Source organism: Peribacillus sp. NPDC096448 (genome assembly GCF_044762675.1).
Taxonomy (GTDB): Bacteria; Bacillota; Bacilli; order Bacillales; family DSM-1321; genus Peribacillus; species Peribacillus frigoritolerans_B.
The window spans coordinates 22,458-48,451 of record NZ_JBIWEU010000009.1; the positions used below are offsets into that span (position 1 = coordinate 22,458).

Below are 25,994 nucleotides of genomic sequence, written 5' to 3' on the forward strand. Positions count from 1 at the left end.
TTCGGGAATTTTGGTGGGGAAAGGGGTTTTCTTTACGGAACGCGTGGAAAAGGTTAGGAAGGACGTTGGTAACACAAGAAGAGCAACCATTAATTAAAGGCTGCTTTCTGGTGTTATCTTCTTTTTAACAGAATAGCTAATATCAAAGATATTTGCAGTGAAATGATAAGTAAAAGTGACAATATAAAATGTTCAACTAAAGATGCATCATAGCTAAAGATAAAAAATAAGATCACTGATATGATTAGAATGAAAATGAAATTAATAATGATTTGCCTCATGCTCCCCCTTTCTAACAACAGATCAAATAGACAGCGTTAATGCATATGACCTTGTATCTGTAGTTTTATTTGGTGTAATTGATAAACCGGCCGGTTAGACTGACACAGAAGGTGTACCAGAAATTCTTTTATGACCATACGTTATTTTAATGTTTATTTTCCCATTATTTGATGTAGGAACATATACGTATTGTCCGATATACCCTTTATGCTTTGATAACCAATAGAAAAATTTCTGAACAATGGGGAAAAAGTAAAAACTCGGAGTGGTTTATCCAACTCCGTGTTTTCATAATGTAGGGATTATAAAACCCAAGCTTCCTTAAAATAGAAAGGAATCAAGTGAATATGGTCCAGCTCCGGTTAGCGCTATGCCAATCGCCACTGCAAGAATGGCAAGATTATATTCATAACCGTTTTGAGTTGCCCAGTAGCCATTTGCTCCATGGACTTTAACGATTGCAACGAGCATTGTAAGTGCAATTAATATACCTGCAAAGGGTGTAAGGAGACCTAAAGCAAATAAAGCTCCGCCAATAAGTTCAGATAGACCCGCAAATAGGGCCATCGTAACACCTGGCTTCATGCCAATCGAATCAAACCAGCCGCCTGTACCTTTCAAGCCATGACCGCCAAACCATCCAAATAATTTTTGAGCTCCATGTCCAACAAATGATAACCCTATTACTACACGTATAACCAATAAACCAATACCAATCATTTTATGATTCCTCCTGGAATGTATTTTGAATTTAGATATCTTTAAATCGAGATTTATGTTAAAAAAACAAACTATATTATCTCGAGTTAATTTATCTTTAATTAAAGATAATATTTTTTGAGCGATTTGTCAAACACAATTTTTTATCATTTTAATTTGAATGATTGTCTTCTAGGATAAGGAACGAGGATAGGAAAGGTTTCTTGGATGAATTAAAAATAAATACATTTTTTCTGTTTTTTTACTATAGGGGAGAAAAAACTGTTCCTTTTATTTGTAAGGCATATCTCTTAAACGAATGCCTCCCTGTAACATACATCTTACGCATAAATTACACACTGTTACTCGTGAGTTCCGCGCATTTACTTGTAAATTTCCACTTTTACTCGTAATCATTATATATGGTACTCAATTGAGACCGCCGTCGAGGATATAACAACATGCACACCAGGTGGCATAAGGGTAGGAAGTCTAGTGATCACTGTTCCGTTCGTACTGTTCTAATAGTGACAAATTATGCACCGACATCCGATGTTGATATTGCAAAAAGATTCATATTCATCATTTTAAATGGAAAAACAGGAAAACAGGCAGTGCCCATGGCGGTTGCCTGTTTTTTTTATATGGTCATGCCTAAGTATCCTAATTGAGAAATAATGTAAAAAGGGGAAAGTGACAGCGAAATAAATCATATAATAACTTATGTGGTTATCAATGGGAGATGTACTGGATTAAAGATTTGTACCGGTTTTATAAAAAAGTTCATTATATTTATTTAATAATTGATCAAGTTGCTGGCTATATTCAACGGCAACATGCGAGTTTAAACCATCTTTAGCGACAATTTTGATAAGTTCATTTCTCTTTAATTCAATCTGTTCGAGAAATTCATTCTTTTTAGCCATTATATTTCCTTTCTGGCCCCAACATTTATTTCAAGGTACCCTTAATTTATGTGTTCGTTGTAAAATATGTATGAATATAACAATTATATCGGCTTGGACTAATGAATTCAAATAAGTTAACTTAGCCCGTCGCCCTTCCAGTTATAAGCAATTGGTTGTCATGAAATATTCACAGTTCCATAAATGTATTTTTTTATCTTATTTGTTACAATGTTTATAGGTTGACATACATAGGAGTGAGCTTATTTGAATGATATTAATATGTTTTTAGCTTTTGGGGCGGGATTCCTGAGTTTTATTTCGCCATGCTGCTTACCTCTATATCCGGCCTTTTTATCTTATATCACTGGAATGAGTGTTGGCGAAATCAAATCCGAGAACGCCATGCTCCAAAGAAGGAGCATGCTGCATACTTTATTCTTTCTTCTTGGGTTTTCCCTGGTTTTTATTGCAATAGGTTTTAGCACATCATACCTAGGTTCTTTTTTCTCGGATTACAAAGAATTAATTCGTCAGATTGGTGCCATCCTGATTATCATTTTTGGCTTATTCATTGTAGGAATCTTTCAGCCGAAATCTCTGATGAAAGACAGTCGTTTTGAATTCAAGAACCGACCTAGCGGATATATAGGTTCCATTCTTATTGGACTTGCCTTTGCCGCTGGATGGACCCCTTGTGCAGGTCCGCTATTAGGTGCTGTCATTTCATTGGGTGCTACTAATCCTAGTGCTGCCATGAGCTATATGACTGCCTATATTTTAGGATTTGCCATACCGTTCTTCATATTATCCTTCTTTGTCGGAAAATTGAAATGGATCAAAAAGTACAGCCAATACATCATGAAGATTGGCGGATACTTGATGATTGTAATGGGTGTGATTTTGTTTTTTGATTGGATGACCAAAATAATTGCAGTCCTGTCTAGACTATTCGGTGGCTTCACAGGTTTTTAGTCCATAATAAGTTATTTTTTCAATAAAATTCTAGTTTATTGCCTGCTATTAGGTGATATGGTGTCAATTTCGTTGATTTTGGGTATAAGGTCAGTCACAAATAAAATGGTCGACGAAGGCTATGGAAGCCGGGGCGCAAGGTTTAATCGTCAAGCCTTTTGTCAAGGGCGGGGTATTGGAAGCATCAAAAGCGAGCTTAATTAATAACACCTCCTTGTTTATCTCAAATAGGTAATATATACTTTGTTTATAAATTGAAGTCATATATAATTTTTAATGGTACTTACCTATTTTTAGTTTAAAGGGATGGTTAAGAGATGATTTATATATCAACAGGTATAGCGATTGTGATGGCTATAGGTGTTTTCATATTACGGATGAAGGAAACGAAAAAACCAGTGAATGAAAAGAAGATCATTTTACCGCCGCTGTTTATGAGTACGGGTGCCTTGATGTTTATTTTCCCGATGTTTAGGGTCACTCGATACGAATTGTTGGAGGCTCTTGTTGCAGGGATGTTATTTTCCATCTTATTGATTAAAACATCTAAATTTGAAGTAAGAGATGAAAAAATTTATATTCTGCGCTCTAAAGCGTTCATATTCATATTGATTGGTCTCATGGTGATTCGACTGGTGGCAAAACTGATGCTGGGAAGCACGATTGAAATAGGTGTATTGAGCGGAATGTTTTTCTTGCTTGCTTTTGCGATGATCGTTCCGTGGAGAATTGCCATGCTTTACCAATATAAGAAAGTTAAAGCAGCAAGTTTTGGTGGAAGCAGTATGGTGTGATAATCAGATGATATTAAAAAAACCTGAGTCGTTATTCATAATGACTCGGGTTTTTCATTTGCCCGGAAACTTTTCATGAGAAAAAAATCAATATAAAAACCTAGTAATTTCATCCGGATTATATTATATTAGTATTATTATTTTACTAAGGAGGAAACGGTACATGTTACAAATGATTGTGTTCGGGATTATTTGTGGTTTACTGCTGGGATTTGTGCTTCAAAGAGGCCGTTTCTGTGTTGTTGGTGCATATCGAGATTTGATTTTAGCTAAAGATGGACGGATGTTTTTGGCTACATTTGTTGTTATAGCGATACAGAGTATTGGTGTTTATGCATTGAATGATACAGGGGTCATTCAGTTTGGAAATGATGGTTTTCCATGGTTGGGAACAATTGTGGGTGGCTTTATTTTTGGTATTGGTATGGTTCTGGCAGGAGGTTGCGCCACTGGAACATGGTATCGTGCCGGAGAGGGCATGATCGGAAGTTGGGTTGCCCTTTTTGGATATATGTTAGGGGCAGCAATGACGAAATATGGTGTATGGAAAGTGGCGGGAGATAATCTGTTATCTTATCGTACAAATGATACGTATATTCATGAAACGTTAAATGTTTCGCCTTGGGTGCTTGTGATTATCGTGACACTCTTGGTTGGCATATTGGTGATTCGTGAATTGAGAAAACCGAAACTGCCAATTTTTAAAATGAAACCGAAAAAAACGGGATTGGCCCACATCTTATTCGAGAAACGTTGGCATCCTTTTGTTACAGCATTATTGGTTGGCATTATTGCAATCGTGGCATGGCCGCTAAGTGCCATGACAGGCCGGATGTTCGGACTTGGAATTACAGCACCTTCCGCGAACATTTTAACTTTCCTTATAACAGGAGATAATGCGTTAATCGATTGGGGGACGTTTTTGGTATTGGGCATTTTCCTTGGTGCTTTCATTGCAGCCAAAGGGAGCGGGGAATTCCGTTGGCGTTTGCCAGATATGAAAACGTTACGTAACAATGCGATTGGCGGTGTAACCATGGGATTCGGTGCAAGTGTTGCCGGGGGATGCACAATCGGAAATGGTCTGGTGAACTCGGCGCTATTTGCCTGGCAAGGTTGGATCGCGATTGTCTTTTTCTTGCTTGGTACGTGGGTAGCAACTTATTTCACGATCATCCGCAAGCAAAAGCAGGCAGCGGCTGCATCCAAAGCGGTTTAAGATACGGGCCAATTAATTTTATGATCAAGGAGTGGAATATAAATGGCAAAAGTATTGGAAACGACTGGAATGGTATGTCCATTCCCTTTAGTGGAAGCAAAAGAAGCGATAGTGGACATGGCAAAAGGAGAGGAATTGATCATTAATTTCGATTGCACACAAGCAACGGAAAGCATTCCCCGCTGGGCTGCTACCGAAGGTCATGAAATCACGGAGTTTGAGCAAATCGATGACGCTAAATGGCGTATAATCGTGAAAAAGGGAAAGTAATTTGAATGGAATAAAAAACGTGCTCGGGTTTCCTGTGCACGTTTTTTATTTTACAAGGCTGAATGTTTGGCGCTGAAAGTTTCTAGTGATAACATGTCTTTAACCACTTTATTAAGGAGATGTTGATAATGGTAGATGAGGTCATTTTAAACGATGTTTCACTGCATGTTACTGATTTTCTTTCTGAAAATGTAAAGGATTCTGAAGGTAAGGAAATCAGAAAAGTCAGTTTCAATTTCAAGGTCACACATAGTGAATATCATGATATTACTACACTGCTATATCAAATGGTATTTGATTTAAAGATTCCGCAGTCAAACGAGGAGTTTAGAGCTGAGATCTTTAACTATGCAACTTCTGTCACGAATTTATATGAAGAAAATGCGGTGGGGGATTTTTCGCTCGTCTTGCTGGAAGTGAACGGTCAAGAATGATTGCATTGCCAGTCTTGTAAAGATATGGGTTACTGTCTATAATAATAGTGACGATCATTCTATACATATGAGGTGGTACTTTGCTTAGCGGATGGTTTTTATGGTTCATTCTATTTTGGGTAGCCCTTTTAATTATATTGATGAGCATAGGTGGCTTTTTCATGTTTCGAAAGTTCCTGAAAAGATTTCCCAAAGAAGATGGGAAATCCGATATGGATTGGGAAGAATACTATTTGGACCAAACAAAGCACTTATGGTCAAAGCAGCAAAAGGAATTACTGGAAGATTTAGTGAGTCCTGTGCCAGAACTTTTTCGTGATGTTGCACGTCATAAAATCGCGGGGAAAATCGGGGAGTTGGCGCTAAAGGAAAAAGCGGGCGATATTACGGAAGATTTAGTGATACGCGGCTATATCATTGCCACACCAAAGCGAGACCATAAATTTTTGCAAAAAAAATTAGCTGAAAGAAAGGTGAATATGGGTCCATATGAACACTTATTCAGCTAATGATGAAAAAAGCATACTCTATTGGAGTATGCTTTTTTCATTTTGAATCATACAAAAGAATGGAGCAGTGTGGTAAAAATTAGAACGTTTGTACCCAAACCATGCTATTCGTTAAATTTTTGATATAATAATAGTAAGTAAAAATTAGGACGGAGTGAAACTATGAAATTTATCCATACGGCCGATTGGCATTTAGGGAAAATCGTGCACGGGGTACATATGACAGATGACCAAAGGCATGCACTCTTGCAATTCATAGAAATTGTCGAAGAGGAAAAACCGGATGCGGTCGTGATTGCCGGTGATCTATATGATCGTTCCGTTCCGCCGACTGAAGCGGTGGAGCTTCTTGATGAAATCCTTTATACGATTAATGTGAAAATGAATACACCGATCGTTGCGATATCGGGAAACCATGATTCTGCGGAAAGACTCGCATTCGGTTCATCATGGTATCGTCATAGTCAGTTATACATTCATGGGAAATTGACAAAAACATGTGAGCCGGTTCGCATCAAGGGCGTGAACTTTTATTGCGTTCCATATGCGGAACCTGGGACGGTCCGCCATCTTTTTGAAGATGATAGTATCCATTCCCATCAAGAAGCGATGAAACGGATAACCGGAACGATAGCCGAGAATTTCAATATGGATGAGCCGAATGTCTTTGTAGGACATGCTTTTGTATTAGGCGGAAAAACGAGTGATTCGGAAAGGGTCTTGTCGGTAGGTGGTTCCGGCTGTGTTTCATCCGACTTATTCGATGCGTTCGATTATACGGCACTTGGGCATTTACATAGTCCAGACGCGATACGTCATCCTAAGGTGTTTTACTCTGGGTCACTATTAAAATATTCTTTTTCCGAGGCCAAGCAGAATAAATCTCTTTCCATCGTCGATATGCAAGAAGATGGAAGCTTTAATATACGCTATCGTTCTTTGACACCCAAATTCGATATGAGGGAAATATCCGGGGTTATGGAAGAGTTGCTTGATCCCGCTTTCTATCAATCGCAAAACAGGGATGACTATTTGAAAATAACACTAAATGATGAGGGTGCACTCATCGATCCTATTAACCGCTTGCGTCAGATTTATCCGAACGTACTTCATCTGGAGCGAAAATGGGATTTGGCCGACCTTAGGAGAAAAAATTCCTTCACTTCTGTAAAAGATGAACGGAAATCAGAATTGGACCTGTTTGAAACGTTTTATCAAGAAATGACAGATAGGGATTTTGATTCACAAAAGCTGGATTTGATGGTTTCGGTAATTGAAGCCGTTAAGAAAGAGGAGGCTTTGAAATGAGACCGGATATTTTAACGATGCAGGCATTCGGACCATATGCAGGAAGGGAAACCATTGACTTTAATTCCCTTGGAGAACGGACCATGTTTGTCATTTCTGGAAAGACAGGCGCAGGGAAAACAACGATATTTGATGGGATTAGTTTTGCGATATATGGAAAAGCGAGCGGCGAAGATCGAAGCGGGCAAGATTTGCGAAGTCAGTTTGCCGAAGATGATATGTTGACGGAAGTCTCGTTACAATTTACCCTGCGGGGAAAAAAGTATTTGGTGACCCGGTCACCGCAGCAGGAACGGAAGAAAAAAGCAGGTGAAGGAACAACAACGGTTGGAGCAAAGGCAGAATTATATGAGATATTGGCCGAAGGAAAAAAATTGCTGGGTGCAAATGTACGGGAAGTTGAAGAAAAAATAAAAGTACTCATTGGACTTGATGCGAACCAATTCCGGCAAATCCTGATGATTCCACAAAATGAATTCCGAAAACTGTTAACTTCCGACAGTAAGGATAAAGAACAGATTCTCCAAAAATTATTCCATACTGAACTTTATAAACGAATAGAAGAAAAATTAAAAGAAGAGGCTTCCATCCTAAGAAGGCAAAGCGAAAAAAGTGCTCAGCGGCGAATTGAATTAATGAAAGGCATCCATCCTGGCAATCATGAAGAGCTGCAGGCGCAATTACAAGGGGAAGAGCCTAATGAACAGCAGATCTTGCCATTGTTAGAGGAAGTCATTTTGCAAGCAACAGAAAAAAACGAGGATATAAATAAACAAATACAGGAAAAGCAAAAAGCTCGTGATCAAGTAAATCAAGAGCTTTCAAAAGCTGTCGATTTATTAAATCGATTTTCGGAAAAAGAAAAACTGCGAAAAGAAAAGGAGGCCCTTGAAGCAAAGCTGCCAGAAATGGAATTAGTGAAAGTCCAAATAAAAATGGCACACAAAGCGGCTTCACTAGAAAAGCAGGAACAATACTATTTGCGAATTGGCAAACAAGTGCAAGATGCGAATGCCGAACTTCAAAAGTTAAGTGAGCAGTCCGAGAAGTTACGAACTGAACGCATGGAGAAGCAGGATTCCTATGATAAGGAAATGTTGAAGGAAAATGAAAGGGAGCAGGCAGTCCGAACTGTTCATCAGCTTGAACAGGTAAAAGAGGCTGTCATGACTTTTACAAGCCTAAAAGCACAAGTTACCTTAGATGAAAAAGAGTGGCAAACTTGTAAACGACTTCGTGAAAAAACTGTTTCGGAACATCTGTCGATCGAAGCGGAAGCTGAGAAAGTCGCTCAAGAAAAAACAGAAGCGGAAAAAGCGGCTGTTCTTTATCGTGATCAGGAAATTGAAGCAGAAAGAAATAATTCAGCTTTATCGAAAATTCAAAAGCTTCAAGAAGTTCTTTTTGAAATCCAGAATACGAAACGAGTTCTGGATGAAAAGAATAATCGGTTCCAGGAGTTACAAAGAATACAAATTCAGGAGAAGGAAAAACTGGAAACCCTGAACCGAAACTGGCGATCAGGCCAAGCTGGTATGCTTGCTTCCATGCTGCACTCTGGAGAAAATTGTCCTGTATGCGGTTCTCAAAGTCATCCTAAACCAGCGCAAATGCATGAGCATATGCCGACGGATTTGGAATTGAAAGAGCAAGAAAACAAGCTGAAAATGGCGGAACAACAAAAAAGCCAAGCGGAAAGTGAATATTATCAAGCGAAATCCAAATATGATGCACTGTTAGAGTCTTCACAAGAAAAGCTTAGTGACTTACAAAATGACATGCCGGAGTTTAGGGATGAAGATATTGATGAGCATTTGCTGCAGTTTGTACAAAAAGGAAAAGTGCTGCAAGAGCAGCTAAAAGAATTGATGCGGAAAAAGTCTGTATTCAATGATCTGGAAAAAAGGTTGCTGGATTTAAAAGAGAAAGCATCCCAGTTAAAGGAAAATCTGATCTCTTTAGAGAGAAAAGAGGACCAAGGGAAAACCAGGTATATTGAAAACTCTACAAAACTAACAGGATTAACCGATTCCCTGCCAGACGGAATACGGACAGAGGAAGAATATAATGCAGCTTATCAAATGGCTGTAAATACACAGAAACGCTTACAATCGGCCTTGGAAGATGCACAAAAAAACCTTCAACTGGTGAAGGAAAGAGAATCGGCCATCATTGCAAAAAAAGAATCCCTAAGTGGCAATATAGAGGCTTTAAATACAGAATTGCAAGAGGAGCGGGAAAAGTTAATTGCGGATATGACCAATCAAGGTTTTTCCAATTATAAAGAATATAAGGCAGCAAAAATATCGGAACCGGCTCTTGGAAATTTGGAGGACCAAGTTCAGCAGTATAATCAAAATTGGCAAAGTGTTTTAAGTCTGTTTCATGATTTGGAAATGAAATTAAAAGATGTGACCAAACCGGATCTTGAAGGATTGAAAAAGACTTTCGATTTCATAGATGAAGAATTGGAGTCGTTACGCCAAAAACAGAATGAGTTGCAGGCTGACAAACGGACTAACGAAGAAATCGAAAGGAAATTGGCGCAAATCAGGGAAGATCAGAAAAGTTTAGATGAAAGGTACAGTATCGTCGGTCATCTGTCTGAGATTTCCAAAGGTCAAAACTCCTTCAAAATAACTTTTGAACGATATGTACTGGCAGCCTTTTTAGATGATATCCTAAAAGAAGCCAATTCAAGACTGCTGAAAATGACAAGCGGCAGGTATCAGCTGTTGCGAAAGCTTGATCCTACACGCAGGAATATCCAGAGCGGTCTGGAGTTATCTGTGTATGACCAATATACAGGGCATGAAAGGCATGTCAAAACCCTTTCGGGAGGCGAGAGCTTTAAGGCATCACTTGCACTTGCTTTGGGTCTTGCGGATGTTGTCCAGCAGAATGCTGGCGGAATTTCACTCGAAACGATGTTCATCGATGAAGGTTTCGGTACGCTCGACCCTGAATCTCTTGATCATGCGATTGAAGCATTAATGGATATACAAAGCACTGGGAGATTGGTGGGGATAATTTCCCATGTCCCGGAATTGAAAGAAAGAATCGATGCACAGCTTCAAGTCATTTCGACACAAAATGGAAGTCGAACGTCCTTTTATTTTGCTGGATAATCAAGAAAAAAGAATGGCTAAGGGGGAAGTGGTTCCCTAGGCCATTCTTTTTATTTTTATGAACGAACTACTCAATGTTAATATCTTCAGCTGTTTTTCCGGGGGAAAACTTATGGATGCGAATCACCAATATTGGATTCGAGAATTCAGCGGTAATTCTTCGTGAGCAAATCGAAAAGGGGAAAGGGATCTTTCTCTGTGTGGGTAGTGTATCTTCTTTTTTTTCAAGTACATGCTTATCTGTATCGTCAACGATGATCGATAGCTCATTATCACATAGGCAAACTTTTATATCTTTCACATCATGGTTTTCCAAAACCGCTTCCACCATATACTCATCGTCACTTTCGTATATATCAATTGAAAAAAGTTGATGATCCAACGCACAAGTTTCCGGATCCAGAAAAAAACTTTTTACCCATTCATCAAACTTTTCAACCTCAGTCATTTGCGATCCATGTTGATTGTCTTGCATGTTGATACCCCCGGTTTTCCTTTGAGGTATTATATGTTGGAGCATGAAGAATGGTGATTGAAAAAGTGAAAATGGTGATGATAAAAAGTTTTCGGAAAAGTGGTCAAAAAAATGTAAAAGCAACCAAGGCAAAGGAACGATGGTGTGGGTATTAAAGGGAATCCAAAAGTAGTTTGCGGTGCTAGGATAACAGCATCTGCAGAAACTTTAAAAGTATAAAACATGGCACGATACATTGTTTATTTGTGTGTCTTCCTCGGACTGAGTATCGGCTCTGAATCATAAAAGAGTTAATTCTTTTTTCAATTCACGATGTAATACTTCTCCCATACGCTTTATCCCTTCAATAATCTTCTCTTTAGACATATTGGAGTAATTTAAACGTAATGTATTTTTTTGTGTACCATTTGGAAAAAATGGGGTACCAGGAACACAAGCAACATTATTTTTTAAGCACTCTGTAAATATATGCCTTGAATCAATGCCCTCAGGAAGCTCGACCCAAATAAATAAACCACCTTCCGGCTTACTATAAGACAAGTTCTTTGGGAAAAATTCTTCAATACTGCGCATCATCTCTATACATCTTGTTTTATATACTGCTTTGATTTTATTTATGTGCTCTTCCATATCGTAAATTTCCAAATACTTAGCTGTAATTCTTTGAGCAAGGCTGTCCGTATGTAAGTCAGCTGTTTGCTTAAAAGCAACATACTTTTCAATGAAAGTTTCGTCTGCACATATCCATCCAAGCCGAAGACCGGGAGTGAAAATCTTAGAGAATGTGCTTATATAAATTACTCTGTTCTCTGTGTCAAAATGTTTCACAGGGGGGAGTTCCTCTCCAGCGAATCTTACGGCCCCATAGGGATTATCCTCTACAATCAGTACATCATATTGATTGGCAAGCTCAATCATTCTTTTTCGTCTTTCGAGTTTTAATGTGCGACCTGTAGGGTTTTGGAAATCTGGAATAGTATAGATGAATTTTGTGTTAGGATGCTTTTGCAGCTTTTTCTCCAGCTCTTCCATAACCATTCCATCATCATCCATAACTACTTCAACAAATTTGGCATCGTATGACTTGAATACGTTAATTGCTGCAAGATAGGTTGGGCTTTCACAAATAATGGTTTCTCCCTCATTGATAAATAATCTTCCAGTAAGGTCGATTGCTTGCTGGGACCCTGATGTGATAAGAACATTTTCAATAGTGGAGTTGATCCCAATATCTTTCATTCTTTGACTAATAGCTTCTCTTAAAGGAATATATCCTTCAGTCGTACCATATTGAAGAGAAGCTGCACCTTCTTCATCCAATACAGCATTGCAAGCATGCTTAAGATTTTCTACAGGAAACAACTCTGGAGCTGGCAGGCCTCCTGCAAAAGAGATGACTTCTGGTCTTTCTGTTACTTTTAATATTTCACGTGTCTCAGAAGATTTTACTAAACGAGCTCTCTCCGCAAATTTATTTTTCATCTATAACCATTCCCTTTTTTTTTTTTTTGCAATTGGTTACGTTTAACAATTAATTTAAAAGTCTAATAGGCTATCTTTACTCTAGTTAAATATTGAATTTTCAGTTATTTTAATATGGTTAGACCTTACTCTGATTGACGCCTGCCCAAATAACAAATGGAATAAGCAGTAATGAAAGCACAGCACCAGCAATTGTTAGGGTTGCATAACTAGAATGTGCTACGATGATTCCTGATAAGCCTCCTCCCAATGCTCCTGACAAAGCAATCCAAACATCTACAGAACCCTGCGTTTTAGCACTAGTGGATGGTGGAGTTGCATCCACTAGGATTGCTGTGCCGCTAATTAAACCAAAATTCCAGCCAAGTCCAAGTAAAGCAAGTGCTGTAATGAGGACTACCATCGAATCAGCAGGTCCCATAGCAGCTAGAATGCCTGAAGCAAGTAGCGTAACGGCAGAAGCAATGGCCATAGCAGAACGGCCAATTTTATCAACAAGAAAACCAGTTACTAATGAAGGAAAAAACATAGCACCTATGTGAAATCCAATGACAAGCCCTACTTCATTCAAACCATGTCCATGGTGTCCCATATGTATGGGTGTCATCGTCATAATTGCCGTCATCACAAATTGAGTTAGAACCATTACTGATGCTCCTGCAAAAATTCCTCGCCTGTTTACCGATAACGTATGAGAATTTCCCTCTAAAGGTAAATTACTGGTTTTTCTTTGAGCATCTGATAGTGCTTTAGCAACAATAAAGGGATCAGGACGAAGTAAAATTAACAGAACTAAACCAGCAAGTATATAAGCTGCAGCAGCTAATATAAATGGACCAGCTAAAGAAGGAATTCCTTTGGATACCGCAAACTCACCCATTACATCCACCAGGTTTGGGCCTGCAACTGCACCGAATGTGGTGGAAACCATGGCCATACTAATAGCCTTCGCCCTTTGTGTTGAGTTTGCAAAGTCAGTTCCTGCGTAGCGTGCTTGTAAGTTGGTTGCTGATCCAGCCCCATAGATAAGCAGCGATATAAATAAAAGTAGAATGCTATTTGTTAATGCTGAAATGACTACACCAATGGCGCCGATGCCTCCAGCCAAAAATCCTGTCGCAAGTCCAGAACGACGTCCAAACCGCTGAGAAAGACGTCCCACAAGTAGTGCCGCCCCTGCTGACCCTAAAGTAAATAACGCCGTAGGAATTCCCGATACACTATCTGTACCTAGCATGTCTTGGGCTATAAGAGCCCCCACTGTTATTCCTGCAGCAAGTCCTGCTCCTCCAAAAATTTGGGATATTACAACAACAATTAATGTTCTTTTATATAATTGTTGTTGTTTTTCTGAAGAACTAATGTAACCTTGTAACAAAGCCGATTGGACGTCCAACTCCTTTACACTATCTTTATGTAACATAACAACCTTCCTTTCTAGAAAGCTAATTCCATTTAATATAACTGGATTTGAATCATCATAACACTCGTAAAAAAGCCATACAATATTATAATTGTATGGCGAACAATATTACGTAAAATCGTTTAGTAAACGTTCCAGGATAATCAATCCTCGCTCAAGCTCTTCAAGCGTTTCCGGTGCACAGACAGAAACCCTTACAGCCCTCTCTGGACAACTATTTCCGACTACAAAACGTTCAGCTGCATACACTTGCACCCCCTGCTGTGCAGCTAACGTTTCAAATTCAGCACCTGTAATCTTGCCTGGTAATAGCAACCAACGAAAGATGCCTGTTTCCACACCTAAACACGTATAGTCTGCCAAATATCGATTTACGACTTGGTTTCTGCGAATAGTTTGTTCCCGATGACCCTCAATTAAGACTTCAAATTGATTCGATACAATCATACGTGCTGTAAGTTCTGCTAGTAACGGGGAAACGGTTATATTTAAATTATAAAGTGCCTTTGAAATTGGCTCCTTGAATTGACTCGGTACTGCTACATAGGCCAGACGCAACCCTGGTGCTAATGATTTAGATAAACTTGCAATATAGATGACCTGTTCTGGAGTAAATGATGCGACTGCTGGAAGTGGTTTTTTGTTGAGAAGATGGTACGATGCATCTTCAATAATGAACTGTTTATACTTTTTGGCAATTGCTGCAATCATTTTTCGATTCTCAACAGACATGAAGGAAGCTGTCGGGTTATGATAATCCGGGATCAAGTAAATGCCTTTGATATTGTCATTTTTACACGCATATTCAAAGGCAGTTGGACTCATTTCATAGTTCTCTGATTTTATCGGCACTATTTGCACACTAAGCATCGCAGCAACAGTTTTTAAACCAGGGTAAGTATGATGATCAACACCAATACGATCTCCAGGCTTACAAAGACTCGCCAGTGTGGCAGCAATCGCATTTTGACCCCCATTTGCAAATAAAATGTGATCAACTGTTGTTTCAAACCCACCTCTTTGGATTAACTTTATAGCTGCATCCTTTTGCCAAAGGCTTTCGCCTGCTCGACCATAACCAAACCATTTTTCAAAATCTGTCTCTTGCAGCATACTTTTCAGTTGAAGTAGCAGTGGCTCGTAAGAAGCATTATCTGGTAGTGTCGCTCCCATTTCAATTAAATGCTTCGGCTTTGTATCTTCAAGTAAATACGCATTCGATAACGCATCATACGATACAAATGTGCCACTTCCAACAGTTGCACTTAACAAGCCCTTTAACTCACACACTTTAAACGCTTTTGAAATGGTACTCAAATTCAAATCTAAATAATCGGCTAGTTCTCGCTGTGGAGGAAGTTTTGTTCCAGGTAATAAAACTCCGTTTAAAATATCCTGTTCCAATTGCCCTGCTAGTGCTTGATAAATAGGCTTTTCATTTTTATCAATCGATGGCTTCCAGCTCATCGGATAGTTTTCAAAAGAATTAATTGGCATGATACGCATCCTTTTTCATACAATTATATGATTGTGCCATTTATAAAACAATTAAACTTTTCTTAACCCTTTAACGAATATCTGAGTAGCAATTGTTTTTACTAAATTGCCAGCAATAATATCGGGTCTTATTTTATAAACAACTATATTATTTATTCACACCAAATATAGCTTTAATATAGAGCTCGATTAAAATTCCTTCCAACCTAGAGGATGATTCTTGGAACGGCGAAAAAATCTATCTAGGAATCCGTAAAAGCTAAAAATACAGGAATGGAAGTTGAGCTATAGATTTAGTATATAATTTACTCGTAGGCAAAGTTTTAATAAAATTCGAAAAGCCCATCCTTAGCTGGATGGGCTTTTCGAATTTTTTTTTTTAATACACCATAGATAAAGTCTAAATCACGTTTTATGAGTAGGGATAATCTATACTATGGTAAAAACCAACTTTTCAATACTGTTATATAAGCAATCAAAGCTGAGTTTGTTTAAATTCAAAAATGAATTATGGGCATTTCGATGAATCCTCTATAGAAAGGCATTATTTGTGAATAAAATTCATTAATGAATTGACTGTTCTTAATGATAAGCGCTTTTTTCATAAAAATGGGACTTGGCATGCGAGTTGCATAATCATAATAATAAGTATAAAACAAACATGCACGATATGAAATTCGTTTATGTGGGGAGGGATATATGGTGCGAAAAACGATAAATAAACCATGGGAGCAATGGTATGTTGAAAGAATGAAATCTATGAATCTACCGGAAATATCCGTCTATTCACTGCTTGATATAACAGCGGGTAAGTTTCCACACCATACAGCCATCATTTATGAAGACAAGTCCATGGATTATAAGAATCTAAAAATGCAGGTAGACAAACTTGCAGGTAAATGGAGAGAAATGGGCTTTGTTAAAGGTGAACGGATTGGACTGATGATGGCCAACCACCCTTATTTCATAATCAGTTATTATGCTGCCCAGGCGCTAGGTCTGTTGGTTGTACAAATAAATCCTATGTATAAACCGCGCGAACTATTGCAAATTTTAATTGACTCGGATACCAAGAATATTGTATTTGACCAAACGGCCGCAAATACAATCGAAGAAACGAAAACGATATATGAATTTGATGTTTGCATTGATACGAAAAATGATCATAATGGCTCTTATTCCCTTCAAATGATGATTGAAACCGGGGATGCCATCAAGAAGCCCGAAGTGATAAGCCCGCATGAAGATACTGCAGTCATCCAATATACTGGCGGCACCACTGGGAAGATGAAGGGTGTCATGCTTACTCACCATAATTTAACCTCCAATGTCATGCAGAGCTTTGAAATGTATGGGGATTCCCTGAAACCTGGTGAAGAAATAGTTTTGGCAGCAACGCCTCTTTATCATGTTTATGCAATGACAAGTGCAATGAATCTAGGTATCTATATTGGAGCTGCCATCCTCTTATTTCCTAAATTCGAACTTGAAGATGTACTTGCAAAAATAAAAAAGTATCGTCCGACTTTCTTTCCAGGAGTTCCAAAGATGTATAACGCTTTCGTCAATCATCCAGGAATTGAAAACTATGGACTGAATTGTTTAAAAAGTTGTTCTAGTGGATCGGCGCCGCTGCCGGTTGAAGTAATTAAGCGATTTGAGGAGCTGACCGGCGCCAAAATCGGAGAGGGTTTCGGTTTGTCGGAGGCTTCACCTTCCACTCATCGTAATCCGCCTTTCGGAAAAAGGAAAATAGGAAGCATTGGCATCCCTTTTCCAGGCACGGACTGTATGATCATTGACGATGAAAATAATGAAGTGCCTAACACATGCGTCGGGGAGTTGCTCATAAAAGGTCCGCAAATCATGAAGGGTTATTGGAATAACGAAGCCGAAACCAAAAAGGCCTTACAGAATGATTGGCTATATACTGGAGATCTTGCTGTGATGGATGACGAAGGATATTTCTATATCGTCGGCAGGAAAAAAGAAATGATCATCGTCGGAGGATTCAATATTTACCCGCAGGAGGTAGAAGGGGTTCTGTATGAACATCCGGCAATTAAAGAGGCAGCTGTGGTTGGCATCCCCCATAAAGAAAAAGGAGAAATAGTGAAAGCATTCATCGTACCTAAAGAAAGCGCTTCCGTGGATCTTGAAGAAATAGAAGGATATTGTTATTCCCAATTGACGCCATATAAGGTACCAAAAGTATTTGAATTGAGAAAAGAACTTCCGCGAAATACAGTGGGTAAACTATTAAAAAGATTGTTAGTTAAAGAGGAATTAGAAAAGGATTGAAAGAGGGGAAATGTGGTTCCAACCATCTAAGTCGAAACATACTTTGGATGGTCTGCCAGTTTGCGAACAAAAATAAAGTAGAGGAGGGATTCATATGCGTTGGGTTGTTCTCATTCTATTATTCTTTGGAGCCGTCATCAATTTTGCAGATAAATCGATCGTGGGACTCGCAGCTGTTCCCATCATGAAGGAATTCAATCTTACCTATGCGGAGTGGGGTCTTGTTGGAAGCAGTTATTATTGGCTCTACCCAGTAACAGGGATTTTTGGGGCAGCATGGGCTGATCGGCTGGGGGCTAAAAAAGTGCTTGGGTTCATCATGCTGACATGGACTGTTTTGCAATTCGGCGTTTTAGCCATTACCGCTCTTCCATTATTAATTCTATATAGGATTTTACTTGGCGCATTCGAAGGGCCTTATAGTCCAATTGCTTACAGTCATGCCGATAAGTGGTTTCCGCCGAAGCTGAAAGGTTTTGCCAATTCGGTAGTTGTTGGCGGAGGGACCGTTGGTGCGATGATCGTGGCACCGATCCTCGTTTCCTTAATTACGATATTCGGCTGGAAGGCTGCCTTTGCCGCTCTTGGAGGAGCAAGCCTTGTTTGGTTCTTCCTCTTTCAATTTTTAACAAAGGAAAATCCAGTTGAAGTATATGAAAACGTTCAAAAGAAAAAGAAACTAAAACTGGAAAAAATAAAAGTGAAAGACTTTTTGCTGCTATTGGCTTCACCTACTGCTTTGTTTACTACCCTCGCTTATTTTTCAACGTATATTTTAGTTGTTTGGTTTTCTGTTTGGCTCCCGATTTATTTAGTCGAAGCCGTAAAAATGACTCCAGGTCAAATGGGAACCAGCGTTGCGATAATCGGGGTCGTTTCCGTATGTATTTATATGGGTGTTTCGATGGCGTCTGATCATTTATTCAAGAAGAATCAGAATTGGCGATCATCAAGGGTATTCGTCGTTGCGGGCGCCATGATTCTTGGTGCATTGTTCTTTTCCTCAATCATGGTATTTCAAAATCCAATCTGGGTGATAGTCGCCATGTGTTTAGCAAAGGGTCTTACATACGCCATTTTACCAATTGGACCAACGATCATGATCAATGAAATGCAGGAGCGGGGGGGATTGATGACAAGTATCTTAACATCATCAGGAAATCTTGCGGGCATTATTGCACCTCTATTAACTGGCTATATCATAAGTTTAGCTGGAGGAAATCAACTATTGGGTTATAACCTATCGATATTGTTCATGGCCATCCTTGTCCTGGCTTTTGGCATCCTGTTTGCGATATTCGTTAAACCGGCCGGGAAACTTAAAAATAAAAGTTCGGATAACTTTGACCTTAAGTCCTCATAAGTAGGCGGAACCTGCTTACATTCAATGAAATTGGTGAAATGAAGGAATGCCTTCAAATAATGGTGTGAATAAAAGGAAAAGGAGCGGATGGGAAATGAATAGAGATGCCGTTATAGTTTCTGCAGTTCGAACAGCAATTGGAAAACAGGGAGGTGCACTTGCATCTGTTCCTGCCCACGTATTTGGAGCAGAAGTGATGAAAGAAGCCTTAAAACGAGCGAATGTCGAACCTCGAATGATAGATGATGTAATCATGGGGAATGTGTTAAGCGGGGGTGGAAACATTGCCAGGTTAACTGCACTGGAAACTGGCCTCTCGATTCATCTTCCGGGAGTGACTGTCGACCGTCAATGCGGCTCGGGAATAAATGCTGTTAACTTGGCTGCACAAGCGATCCGGGCTGGCGAAGACGATGTCTATATCGCAGGTGGGGTCGAGAGCATGAGCAGGGCGCCATACTTGATGGACCGACCGGAAAAACCATACAGTGCAAAGCCACCGCAGTTTAGAAAGTCCCGGTTGTCCCCAAAAGAGATTGGCGATCCCCCGATGGGAATCACGGCTGAAAACTTAGCGGGAAAATATGAGGTCAGCAGGGAAGAACAAGATGCCTTCGCTCTACAAAGCCAAAAAAATATGGCCAGAGCCGTGGAAGAGGGCCGCTTCAATGAACAAATTGTGCCTATTCACATTCCCGTCAGAAAAGGTGACGATATCGAATTTAAATTGGATGAACATCCACGACCGCAAATAACGAAAGAAGGGCTTGCCAAATTATTACCTGCGTTTCTAGAAGGCGGGTCGGTGACTGCAGGCAATAGTTCGGGATTGAATGATGCCGCATCAGCATTGGTCATCATGTCGAGGGAAAAAGCGGTGGAATTGGGGATTAAACCTTTAGCGACGATCAGGGCACAGGCTGTTGCAGGGGTAGATCCAAATTATATGGGAATAGGGCCTGTTCCCGCTATAAGAAAGGTAATGGAGAAATCAGGGCTTTCCTTAAATGAAATGGACATCATTGAAATTAATGAAGCCTTCGCTGCTCAAGTCATTGCTTGTAATCGGGAGCTTGATATGAATCTTGCAAGAGTGAATGTGAACGGGGGAGCCATTGCACATGGACACCCACTAGGTGCGACGGGTGCCATCCTCATTACGAAAGCGGTTCATGAATTGAAGCGTTCTGCCGGAAGGCTCGCCCTAATTACAGCTTGTATTGGAGGCGGACAGGGAATTGCTACGATAATTGAACGTGAAGCCTGAATTTTATAGCAGAAAAACAATGAATTTAACACAGCATTCAGCCCTATATGCCCTATGAAGAAAACTTGTCAATGGAACTATACATGAACAGAACTGAGGAGGAATAAACTCATGACAATCACTTTAACTAAGGAAATGCAGCAAATGAAGGAAATGATCCGTAATTTTGTTGAAAGGGAGGTGGAGCCCTTTGCCATACAAATTGAAGAAGAAGATGCCATCCCGGAGCATTTGGTGGAAAAAGCAAAAGACCTTGGCTTATTCGGGATAAGCATTCCCGAACAATACGGTGGAATTGGCTTAAATGCGGTGGGAAAGGCTACCGTATTAGAGCAGTTAGGAAGGACCCATAATGGTTTCGTTTCATTAATAAGCGCTCACACCGGGATTGGCAGTACAGGTCTGGTTAAGCTAGCATCCGAACATTTGAAAAATAAATACTTGCCTGAAATGGCAGCAGGCACGAAAATTGGCGCCTTTGCTTTATCTGAACCCGGAGCGGGCTCGGATGCAACCAATTTGGCAACGAGTGCAGAAAAGAAGGGTGATTACTGGGTGATGAACGGGACGAAACATTTCATCACGAATGGGCCGATAGCTGATGTTTATACCGTATTTGCTTTAACGGATAAAGATAAAGGGGCAAAGGGAGGGATTACCGCTTTTTTAGTGGAAAGAGATTTTCCAGGTTTGAATGTCGGCAAAAAGGACAAAAAAATGGGGTTAAGAGGATCATATACCTCACAGGTCATTTTTGAGGATTGTATCATACCAGAAGAAAATGTAATCGGCGAAGTTGGAATGGGATATATCTCTGCACTTAAAATTTTAGGTGAAGGGCGGGTAGGATTGGCTGCAAGAGCAGTGGGTTCAAGTGGTAAATTAATCGAATTATCAGCCAAATATGCAAAAGAGCGCATCCAATTCGGTAAACCAATCGCAGACAACCAAGCGATTCAATGGATGCTTGCTGATATGGCAACCGAAACGGAAGCTGCAAGAGCATTGACGATGATGGCGGCACAAAAGATTGTTGAAGGAAAAAAAGTGATCAAGGAAGCCTCAATGGCAAAACTGTTCGCTTCTGACGTTTTTAATCGGGTGGCGGATAAAGCGGTTCAAATTCATGGTGGTATGGGATATATGGCTGAATATCCAGTTGAACGTTTCTATCGGGATGCCCGCATAACGAAGATCTATGAAGGAACGAATGAAATCCAACGTTTAATCATTGCAAGAAATGTCTTGGAAGAGTGTTAAATGTACTGCTTTATTCGGGCAGGCAGTCTTTTGCCCAAGTATCTGGTATTTCAAGGGGGAGGAACGAAATGGGAGAAGATATCGTGATCGTGAGTGCTGTACGAACACCAATTGGTAGGTACGGTGGAGCATTTAAAGAGATTAGTTCCGGTCATTTAGCTAGCATTGCCATTAAAGAAGGGATAAAGCGGGCAAATATTGCAGCTGAACAAGTGGACGAAGTCATTTTAGGGGAGGTTAGGCAAACGACCGAATCCTCGAATGTCGCGAGGGTGGCGGCATTGCGATCAGGGATTCCCGATTCTGCACCGGCTTTTACGGTAAACCGGTTATGTGCATCTGGAATGCAAGCCATCACCTCAGCAGCACAGCAGATAAGCTCAGGTCAAGCAAATATAGTCGTTGCCGGCGGTACGGAAAGCATGAGTCGCGCACCGCTTTATTTAAGAAGTACCCGTTTTGGGGGAGACAGCACCAAACTAGTTGATTCTAATACTGAAGCTGGGCAGCAACCTCAAGAGATTTATGGGAAAAGTTTGGGGATGGGAATCACCGCTGAAAATGTCGCACAGCGATACAACATTTCCAGGGAAGAACAAGATGCCTTTTCAGTGGAAAGTCAACGAAGAGCGGCGCAAGCGATGGAAGAAGGAAAGTTCAAAGATGAAATCGTTCCTGTCCAGGTCTCTGACAGGAAGAGTACGGTTATCATTGAAACGGATGAATATCCACGCCCGGACACCACAATGGAAAAGCTTGCAAGCTTAAAACCGGCATTCAGGGAAAACGGGACCGTCACTGCCGGTAATGCTTGTGGCCGTAATGACGGAGCGACTGCATTGGTATTAATGAAAGCCAGTGAAGCGGAACGGTTGCAATTACAGCCAATTGCAAAGATTGTCGATTGGGCGACTGCTGGAGTTTCTCCTGAAGTGATGGGGATTGGTCCAGTACCAGCCGTTGGAAAACTTATGGAGCGCACCGGGAAAAAAGTAGAAGAAATTGGGCTTTTCGAATTAAATGAAGCGTTCGCTTCACAGGCATTGGCAGTAATCAGGGATTTATCGTTAGATGAAAACAAGGTTAATGTAAATGGTGGAGCCATTGCACTTGGGCACCCAGTCGGTTCAACGGGCGCCCGGATCGTGACAACACTAATATATGAACTGATTCGCAGAAAAGAAAAATATGGAGTTGCTACACTTTGTGTTGGCGGCGGACAGGGAATGGCCATCATGATTGAAACGATATAGTCCAACGATAAAGGAGTGGAAACCCCATACGTTTCTGCTCCTTTCCGTATATAAGTTGAATCGCGCATAAGTGAGGGGGAGGAAGATTGCCTGTTGAAGTGGAGGATATTCGGAATCAATTCGAAAGTAGTGCATTCTTTTCACATATTGGGTTTGAAATCATCCGGTTTGAAGAAGGTAATGTAACTATAAAGCTAAACATTGAAGAACACTTACTTAATGTCAATGGAACACTGCACGGGGGCATTCATGCCACCATGCTGGATACCATTCTGGGAATGGTGACTCGTTCCGTCACCAAATCTAAAGTCGTGACGACAAGCTTAACTGTACATTATTTAGCCAGCATATCAAGCGGGGAACTATTTGCGGAAGCAAAAGTCCTGCAAAAAGGATACAAAATAGCCTTTACTGAAGGAGAAATAAAAGATGCTGAAGGCAACATCATTGCGAAGGGCACAGGAATTTTTAAAATCATTCGTGATAAATGAGGCAAGGATGATCAAGTTGGCTGACAAGTGACTATGCTCCATTTTAATAGAAAAGAATGAGGTGTGAAAAATTGACTAGAACTTGGCATCGATTTTATCCTAAAGAAACCCCTGCTGAAATTGAGATTCCAGTATTGTCATTATATGGACTCCTTGAACGTTCAGCCCGACTTTACCCAACCTGCAAGGCCGTGATAGATGGGGATCGGGAAATGACATATATGGAATTAAAGGAAGCCTCAGATCGTTTTGCTGTGAATTTAGACAACCGTGGATTTCAAAAAGACGATCGTATAGCAATCATGCTGCCAAATTGTCTAGAATATATCATTGCCTATTATGCCATTCATCGTTTGGGAGGTATGGTCGTTCAAGTGAACCCACTGTATCAGTCAAGTGAATTGGACTATATATTACAGGATTCCGGAGCCAATTGGTTCATTGGGCGTGAGGTACAACGGGAAAAATTAGTGCTAACAAGTTTTTCTGACAGGTTAACGTTCATATCAGCCGAGCAATTAATGGAAACCGGAACTGATTTATCAAGTAAAGATAAGGAACTCCCTGCTCTGGATATCGACCCCAAGGAAGCTGTGGCTGTTCTTCAATATACAGGGGGAACAACAGGGAAATCAAAAGGGGGCATGCTCACGCATTTTAATTTGATCTCGAATGTATTTCAAGACTTTGCCTTCACGGCAAATGCCCTTCAACTCCAAAGTCCTGGCGAACGGATGCTTGGATTGACCCCATTATTCCATGTGTTTGGAAATGGAAGATTGAATAGTGCCATATATGCCGGATCAACTTATATCACATTAGAGAAATTTGAAATAAATAAGGTGGTAGATTTGATTCGAACACATCGGCCAACCATTTTTCCTGGTGTCCCGACCATGTATATTGCTTTATTGAATCACCCGGATTTAACGGCGGACGATTTATGCTGCTTTAAGTACTGCAGCTGTGGTTCTGCCCCGCTCCCGGTAGAAATCATTCAGCAGTTCGAAAGAAAATTTGGGGTTACAATATTGGAAGGATTTGGAATGTCGGAAACTTCACCCACTACACACCGTAATCCAGTCATAGGACAGAAAAAACGAGGAAGTATCGGAATTCCATACCCAAATACCGATGCTAAAATCGTCGATTTGAAAACAGGCGTTGATGAATTGCCAGCAGGAGAAAGAGGCGAACTGATCATTAAAGGTCCGCAAGTAATGAAGGGATATTGGAAAAATCAGGAGGAGACGGCAACAGCTTTGCGGGATGGTTGGCTTTACACTGGGGATATCGCTAAGATGGATGAAGATGGATATTTTTATATCGTAGGCAGGAAGAAAGATATGATCATTACTAGCGGTTATAATGTTTATCCAATCGAAGTCGAAGATATTATTTATCAGCATCCAGCCGTAAAAGAGACATGTGTATATGGAGTATTGGATTCATACCGTGGGGAAACGGTAAAAGCGGCCATAGTTTTAAAGAAAGGAAAGTCAGTGCCGGAGCAGGAAATCAGGGAGTTTTGTGAGCAGCGACTGGCCAGATATAAAGTGCCGCGAAGTTTTGAGTTCAGGGAACAACTGCCAAAATCTGCTGTAGGAAAAATATTGCGTAGAATATTAATGGAGGAAGGAGCACAAAGCCCTACTGTAGGGGAAAGATAATCCCATTTCATTTATCGTTAGGAAGCTTATATGAAGCGCTAAATAAGTGAAACCTTTTTTCGAGGTTCCCCTTATTTAGGGTTTTTCTATCATATTCTTTATAGATTATAAAACTACTTTCCTTTTAGGGGAATTTCAAATGAAGTCCCATCCACCAATAATTCATGAGACTCACCATCCGCTATATCATCGGTAGTGAAAGAAAAGGAATCGAGCCGTTCGAAGTTTTCCTCGGGATCAACCAATAAGCCAATTGTGCCTTTTCTCATTTCTCCTGGTTGGTAGTCTGATCGACTTACTTTTTTTGTCCCCATAAAAGTATCTCCGGAATGGATGAAATTTTTAGAAGGCACATCATATGAAAGGTAATCATTGAAAGTAACATTTTCCATGCTGAAGAACTGAAGTTCCTTCGAATCTTCATTTTCAACAGAATAAGTTATCTCTAGATAAGAAACCTCTTCATCGATATCCGTTTTAGACAACGCCGCCTGTTGATCGATTTCCTCCATGGATAAATTCTCTTTATAATATATCGAATAGGCCTCTTCAAAACTCAATCCCGTATAGGGCTTGAGCTCCTCCTTCGCTTCATCTGTGAGTGAAGATAATTGAATCCTGCGGATATCCTTGACTGTGATGACCATGGGTGCCAATTCAAATGATTCATTAATGGACTTCGTTTCTAGTAATGTGAAGGTTCCCCAATTTTTATTGTGAACCTTATCACCGACTTTTTTTAGATGGGTCCCGCCATATTCCTCCACCTCAGCAATTTTAGATTCCTTTGTTTCCGGATTTTTCCCTTTTTCAGTTTTATCGCTCTCGAAATAATTGTAGGCAATTACACTTAAACAAGTAAGCAATAAACCAACCATTACCGAAATGATCCAACTTTTACGAATACTTCATCACTCCCTGTCTTAACTTTGATGTCAAAGAATAATATACCATTTTTTTTGCAAATGAAGGAAAGAAGAGTGCCCAAG

General features: G+C 40.1%; 23 protein-coding genes. 16 read left to right on the forward strand and 7 right to left on the reverse strand.

Annotated features, from left to right (window positions below):
- Positions 1-603: 603 nt before the first annotated feature.
- A complete protein-coding gene (locus ACIQ0C_RS15920; protein WP_214749530.1) occupies positions 604-1,002 on the reverse strand; it encodes a DoxX family protein in 399 nt (132 codons plus the stop codon).
- Between the two features lie 440 nt (positions 1,003-1,442).
- Between ACIQ0C_RS15920 and ACIQ0C_RS15925 the strand changes: the two genes are divergently transcribed.
- A complete protein-coding gene (locus tag ACIQ0C_RS15925; protein ID WP_403061614.1) occupies positions 1,443-1,652 on the forward strand; it encodes a hypothetical protein in 210 nt (69 codons plus the stop codon).
- An 81-nt stretch (positions 1,653-1,733) separates the two neighbouring features.
- Here the strand turns inward: ACIQ0C_RS15925 and ACIQ0C_RS15930 are convergent, their stop codons facing one another.
- On the reverse strand, positions 1,734-1,907 hold the full coding sequence (locus ACIQ0C_RS15930; RefSeq protein ID WP_402840788.1) for a Spo0E family sporulation regulatory protein-aspartic acid phosphatase: 174 nt from the start codon (positions 1,905-1,907) through the stop codon (positions 1,734-1,736).
- 246 nt (positions 1,908-2,153) lie between these two features.
- Between ACIQ0C_RS15930 and ACIQ0C_RS15935 the strand changes: the two genes are divergently transcribed.
- From ACIQ0C_RS15935 to ACIQ0C_RS15970, 8 genes are all read left to right on the forward strand, one after another.
- Positions 2,154-2,861, forward strand: a complete 708-nt coding sequence (locus ACIQ0C_RS15935) for a cytochrome c biogenesis protein CcdA (RefSeq protein WP_402840790.1) — start codon at positions 2,154-2,156, stop codon at positions 2,859-2,861.
- A 317-nt stretch (positions 2,862-3,178) separates the two neighbouring features.
- Entirely contained in the window at positions 3,179-3,655 is a 477-nt protein-coding gene (locus tag ACIQ0C_RS15940) for a CcdC family protein (protein ID WP_305161405.1), read from the forward strand.
- 163 nt (positions 3,656-3,818) lie between these two features.
- Positions 3,819-4,874, forward strand: coding sequence for a YeeE/YedE thiosulfate transporter family protein (locus ACIQ0C_RS15945; RefSeq protein WP_403061617.1), 1,056 nt, complete (start codon positions 3,819-3,821; stop codon positions 4,872-4,874).
- A 42-nt stretch (positions 4,875-4,916) separates the two neighbouring features.
- Complete coding sequence (locus ACIQ0C_RS15950) at positions 4,917-5,144, forward strand: sulfurtransferase TusA family protein (protein WP_048685981.1); 228 nt, start codon at positions 4,917-4,919, stop codon at positions 5,142-5,144.
- Positions 5,145-5,272: 128 nt separating this feature from the next.
- A complete protein-coding gene (locus ACIQ0C_RS15955; RefSeq protein ID WP_403061620.1) occupies positions 5,273-5,578 on the forward strand; it encodes a DUF3219 family protein in 306 nt (101 codons plus the stop codon).
- Between the two features lie 80 nt (positions 5,579-5,658).
- Positions 5,659-6,087, forward strand: a complete 429-nt coding sequence (locus ACIQ0C_RS15960; RefSeq protein WP_034312903.1) for a DUF2621 domain-containing protein — start codon at positions 5,659-5,661, stop codon at positions 6,085-6,087.
- A 162-nt stretch (positions 6,088-6,249) separates the two neighbouring features.
- Complete coding sequence (locus tag ACIQ0C_RS15965) at positions 6,250-7,395, forward strand: exonuclease SbcCD subunit D (RefSeq protein ID WP_403061623.1); 1,146 nt, start codon at positions 6,250-6,252, stop codon at positions 7,393-7,395.
- Positions 7,392-10,523 carry an SbcC/MukB-like Walker B domain-containing protein gene (locus ACIQ0C_RS15970; protein WP_403061626.1) on the forward strand — a complete coding sequence of 1,044 codons (3,132 nt, stop codon included), beginning with the start codon at positions 7,392-7,394 and terminating at the stop codon, positions 10,521-10,523. The genes ACIQ0C_RS15965 and ACIQ0C_RS15970 overlap by 4 nt, the downstream gene beginning before the upstream one ends.
- Before the next feature lie 67 nt (positions 10,524-10,590).
- Here ACIQ0C_RS15970 and ACIQ0C_RS15975 read toward each other — a convergent pair whose 3' ends face one another.
- The 4 genes from ACIQ0C_RS15975 to ACIQ0C_RS15990 all read right to left on the reverse strand — a co-directional run bounded on the left by ACIQ0C_RS15975 (position 10,591) and on the right by ACIQ0C_RS15990 (position 15,400).
- Positions 10,591-10,998, reverse strand: coding sequence for an Hsp20 family protein (locus tag ACIQ0C_RS15975; RefSeq protein WP_403061629.1), 408 nt, complete (start codon positions 10,996-10,998; stop codon positions 10,591-10,593).
- Positions 10,999-11,277: 279 nt separating this feature from the next.
- Positions 11,278-12,480 (reverse strand): aminotransferase-like domain-containing protein, encoded by a 1,203-nt coding sequence (locus ACIQ0C_RS15980; RefSeq protein WP_403061632.1) that lies wholly within the window; start codon positions 12,478-12,480, stop codon positions 11,278-11,280.
- 118 nt (positions 12,481-12,598) lie between these two features.
- Complete coding sequence (locus ACIQ0C_RS15985) at positions 12,599-13,903, reverse strand: MFS transporter (protein ID WP_403061635.1); 1,305 nt, start codon at positions 13,901-13,903, stop codon at positions 12,599-12,601.
- Positions 13,904-14,011: 108 nt separating this feature from the next.
- A complete protein-coding gene (locus tag ACIQ0C_RS15990) occupies positions 14,012-15,400 on the reverse strand; it encodes an aminotransferase-like domain-containing protein (RefSeq protein ID WP_403061638.1) in 1,389 nt (462 codons plus the stop codon).
- A gap of 699 nt (positions 15,401-16,099) precedes the next feature.
- Here ACIQ0C_RS15990 and ACIQ0C_RS15995 point away from each other — a divergent pair.
- The 7 genes from ACIQ0C_RS15995 to ACIQ0C_RS16025 all read left to right on the forward strand — a co-directional run bounded on the left by ACIQ0C_RS15995 (position 16,100) and on the right by ACIQ0C_RS16025 (position 25,005).
- A complete protein-coding gene (locus tag ACIQ0C_RS15995; protein ID WP_403061641.1) occupies positions 16,100-17,701 on the forward strand; it encodes a long-chain-fatty-acid--CoA ligase in 1,602 nt (533 codons plus the stop codon).
- 94 nt (positions 17,702-17,795) lie between these two features.
- Positions 17,796-19,064: an MFS transporter gene (locus ACIQ0C_RS16000; protein ID WP_403061644.1), complete on the forward strand. Its 1,269-nt coding sequence runs from the start codon at positions 17,796-17,798 to the stop codon at positions 19,062-19,064.
- Positions 19,065-19,158: 94 nt separating this feature from the next.
- Entirely contained in the window at positions 19,159-20,331 is a 1,173-nt protein-coding gene (locus ACIQ0C_RS16005; protein WP_403061647.1) for a thiolase family protein, read from the forward strand.
- 111 nt (positions 20,332-20,442) lie between these two features.
- A complete protein-coding gene (locus tag ACIQ0C_RS16010; RefSeq protein ID WP_403061650.1) occupies positions 20,443-21,591 on the forward strand; it encodes an acyl-CoA dehydrogenase family protein in 1,149 nt (382 codons plus the stop codon).
- A 68-nt stretch (positions 21,592-21,659) separates the two neighbouring features.
- Positions 21,660-22,844 carry a thiolase family protein gene (locus ACIQ0C_RS16015; protein ID WP_403061653.1) on the forward strand — a complete coding sequence of 395 codons (1,185 nt, stop codon included), beginning with the start codon at positions 21,660-21,662 and terminating at the stop codon, positions 22,842-22,844.
- 86 nt (positions 22,845-22,930) lie between these two features.
- Complete coding sequence (locus ACIQ0C_RS16020; protein ID WP_063576637.1) at positions 22,931-23,335, forward strand: PaaI family thioesterase; 405 nt, start codon at positions 22,931-22,933, stop codon at positions 23,333-23,335.
- Positions 23,336-23,406: 71 nt separating this feature from the next.
- On the forward strand, positions 23,407-25,005 hold the full coding sequence (locus ACIQ0C_RS16025) for a long-chain-fatty-acid--CoA ligase (RefSeq protein ID WP_403061656.1): 1,599 nt from the start codon (positions 23,407-23,409) through the stop codon (positions 25,003-25,005).
- Between the two features lie 113 nt (positions 25,006-25,118).
- Here the strand turns inward: ACIQ0C_RS16025 and ACIQ0C_RS16030 are convergent, their stop codons facing one another.
- Complete coding sequence (locus tag ACIQ0C_RS16030; RefSeq protein WP_403061658.1) at positions 25,119-25,883, reverse strand: hypothetical protein; 765 nt, start codon at positions 25,881-25,883, stop codon at positions 25,119-25,121.
- Between the last annotated feature and the right edge of the window lie 111 nt (positions 25,884-25,994).

Excerpts from the sequence above, each read along its gene's own strand:
- ACIQ0C_RS16000 (WP_403061644.1), top strand. The coding sequence starts at position 17,796 with ATGCGTTGGGTTGTTCTCATTCTATTATTCTTTGGAGCCGTCATCAAT.
- ACIQ0C_RS15970 (WP_403061626.1), top strand. The coding sequence starts at position 7,392 with ATGAGACCGGATATTTTAACGATGCAGGCATTCGGACCATATGCAGGA.
- ACIQ0C_RS15995 (WP_403061641.1), top strand. The coding sequence starts at position 16,100 with ATGGTGCGAAAAACGATAAATAAACCATGGGAGCAATGGTATGTTGAA.
- ACIQ0C_RS15920 (WP_214749530.1), bottom strand. The coding sequence starts at position 1,002 with ATGATTGGTATTGGTTTATTGGTTATACGTGTAGTAATAGGGTTATCA.
- ACIQ0C_RS15945 (WP_403061617.1), top strand. The coding sequence starts at position 3,819 with ATGTTACAAATGATTGTGTTCGGGATTATTTGTGGTTTACTGCTGGGA.
- ACIQ0C_RS15980 (WP_403061632.1), bottom strand. The coding sequence starts at position 12,480 with ATGAAAAATAAATTTGCGGAGAGAGCTCGTTTAGTAAAATCTTCTGAG.
- ACIQ0C_RS15990 (WP_403061638.1), bottom strand. The coding sequence starts at position 15,400 with ATGCCAATTAATTCTTTTGAAAACTATCCGATGAGCTGGAAGCCATCG.
- ACIQ0C_RS16010 (WP_403061650.1), top strand. The coding sequence starts at position 20,443 with ATGACAATCACTTTAACTAAGGAAATGCAGCAAATGAAGGAAATGATC.
- ACIQ0C_RS15975 (WP_403061629.1), bottom strand. The coding sequence starts at position 10,998 with ATGCAAGACAATCAACATGGATCGCAAATGACTGAGGTTGAAAAGTTT.
- ACIQ0C_RS15950 (WP_048685981.1), top strand. The coding sequence starts at position 4,917 with ATGGCAAAAGTATTGGAAACGACTGGAATGGTATGTCCATTCCCTTTA.
- ACIQ0C_RS15930 (WP_402840788.1), bottom strand. The coding sequence starts at position 1,907 with ATGGCTAAAAAGAATGAATTTCTCGAACAGATTGAATTAAAGAGAAAT.
- ACIQ0C_RS15955 (WP_403061620.1), top strand. The coding sequence starts at position 5,273 with ATGGTAGATGAGGTCATTTTAAACGATGTTTCACTGCATGTTACTGAT.
- ACIQ0C_RS16005 (WP_403061647.1), top strand. The coding sequence starts at position 19,159 with ATGAATAGAGATGCCGTTATAGTTTCTGCAGTTCGAACAGCAATTGGA.
- ACIQ0C_RS15985 (WP_403061635.1), bottom strand. The coding sequence starts at position 13,903 with ATGTTACATAAAGATAGTGTAAAGGAGTTGGACGTCCAATCGGCTTTG.
- ACIQ0C_RS15925 (WP_403061614.1), top strand. The coding sequence starts at position 1,443 with ATGCACACCAGGTGGCATAAGGGTAGGAAGTCTAGTGATCACTGTTCC.
- ACIQ0C_RS15940 (WP_305161405.1), top strand. The coding sequence starts at position 3,179 with ATGATTTATATATCAACAGGTATAGCGATTGTGATGGCTATAGGTGTT.
- ACIQ0C_RS16030 (WP_403061658.1), bottom strand. The coding sequence starts at position 25,883 with ATGGTTGGTTTATTGCTTACTTGTTTAAGTGTAATTGCCTACAATTAT.
- ACIQ0C_RS15965 (WP_403061623.1), top strand. The coding sequence starts at position 6,250 with ATGAAATTTATCCATACGGCCGATTGGCATTTAGGGAAAATCGTGCAC.
- ACIQ0C_RS16015 (WP_403061653.1), top strand. The coding sequence starts at position 21,660 with ATGGGAGAAGATATCGTGATCGTGAGTGCTGTACGAACACCAATTGGT.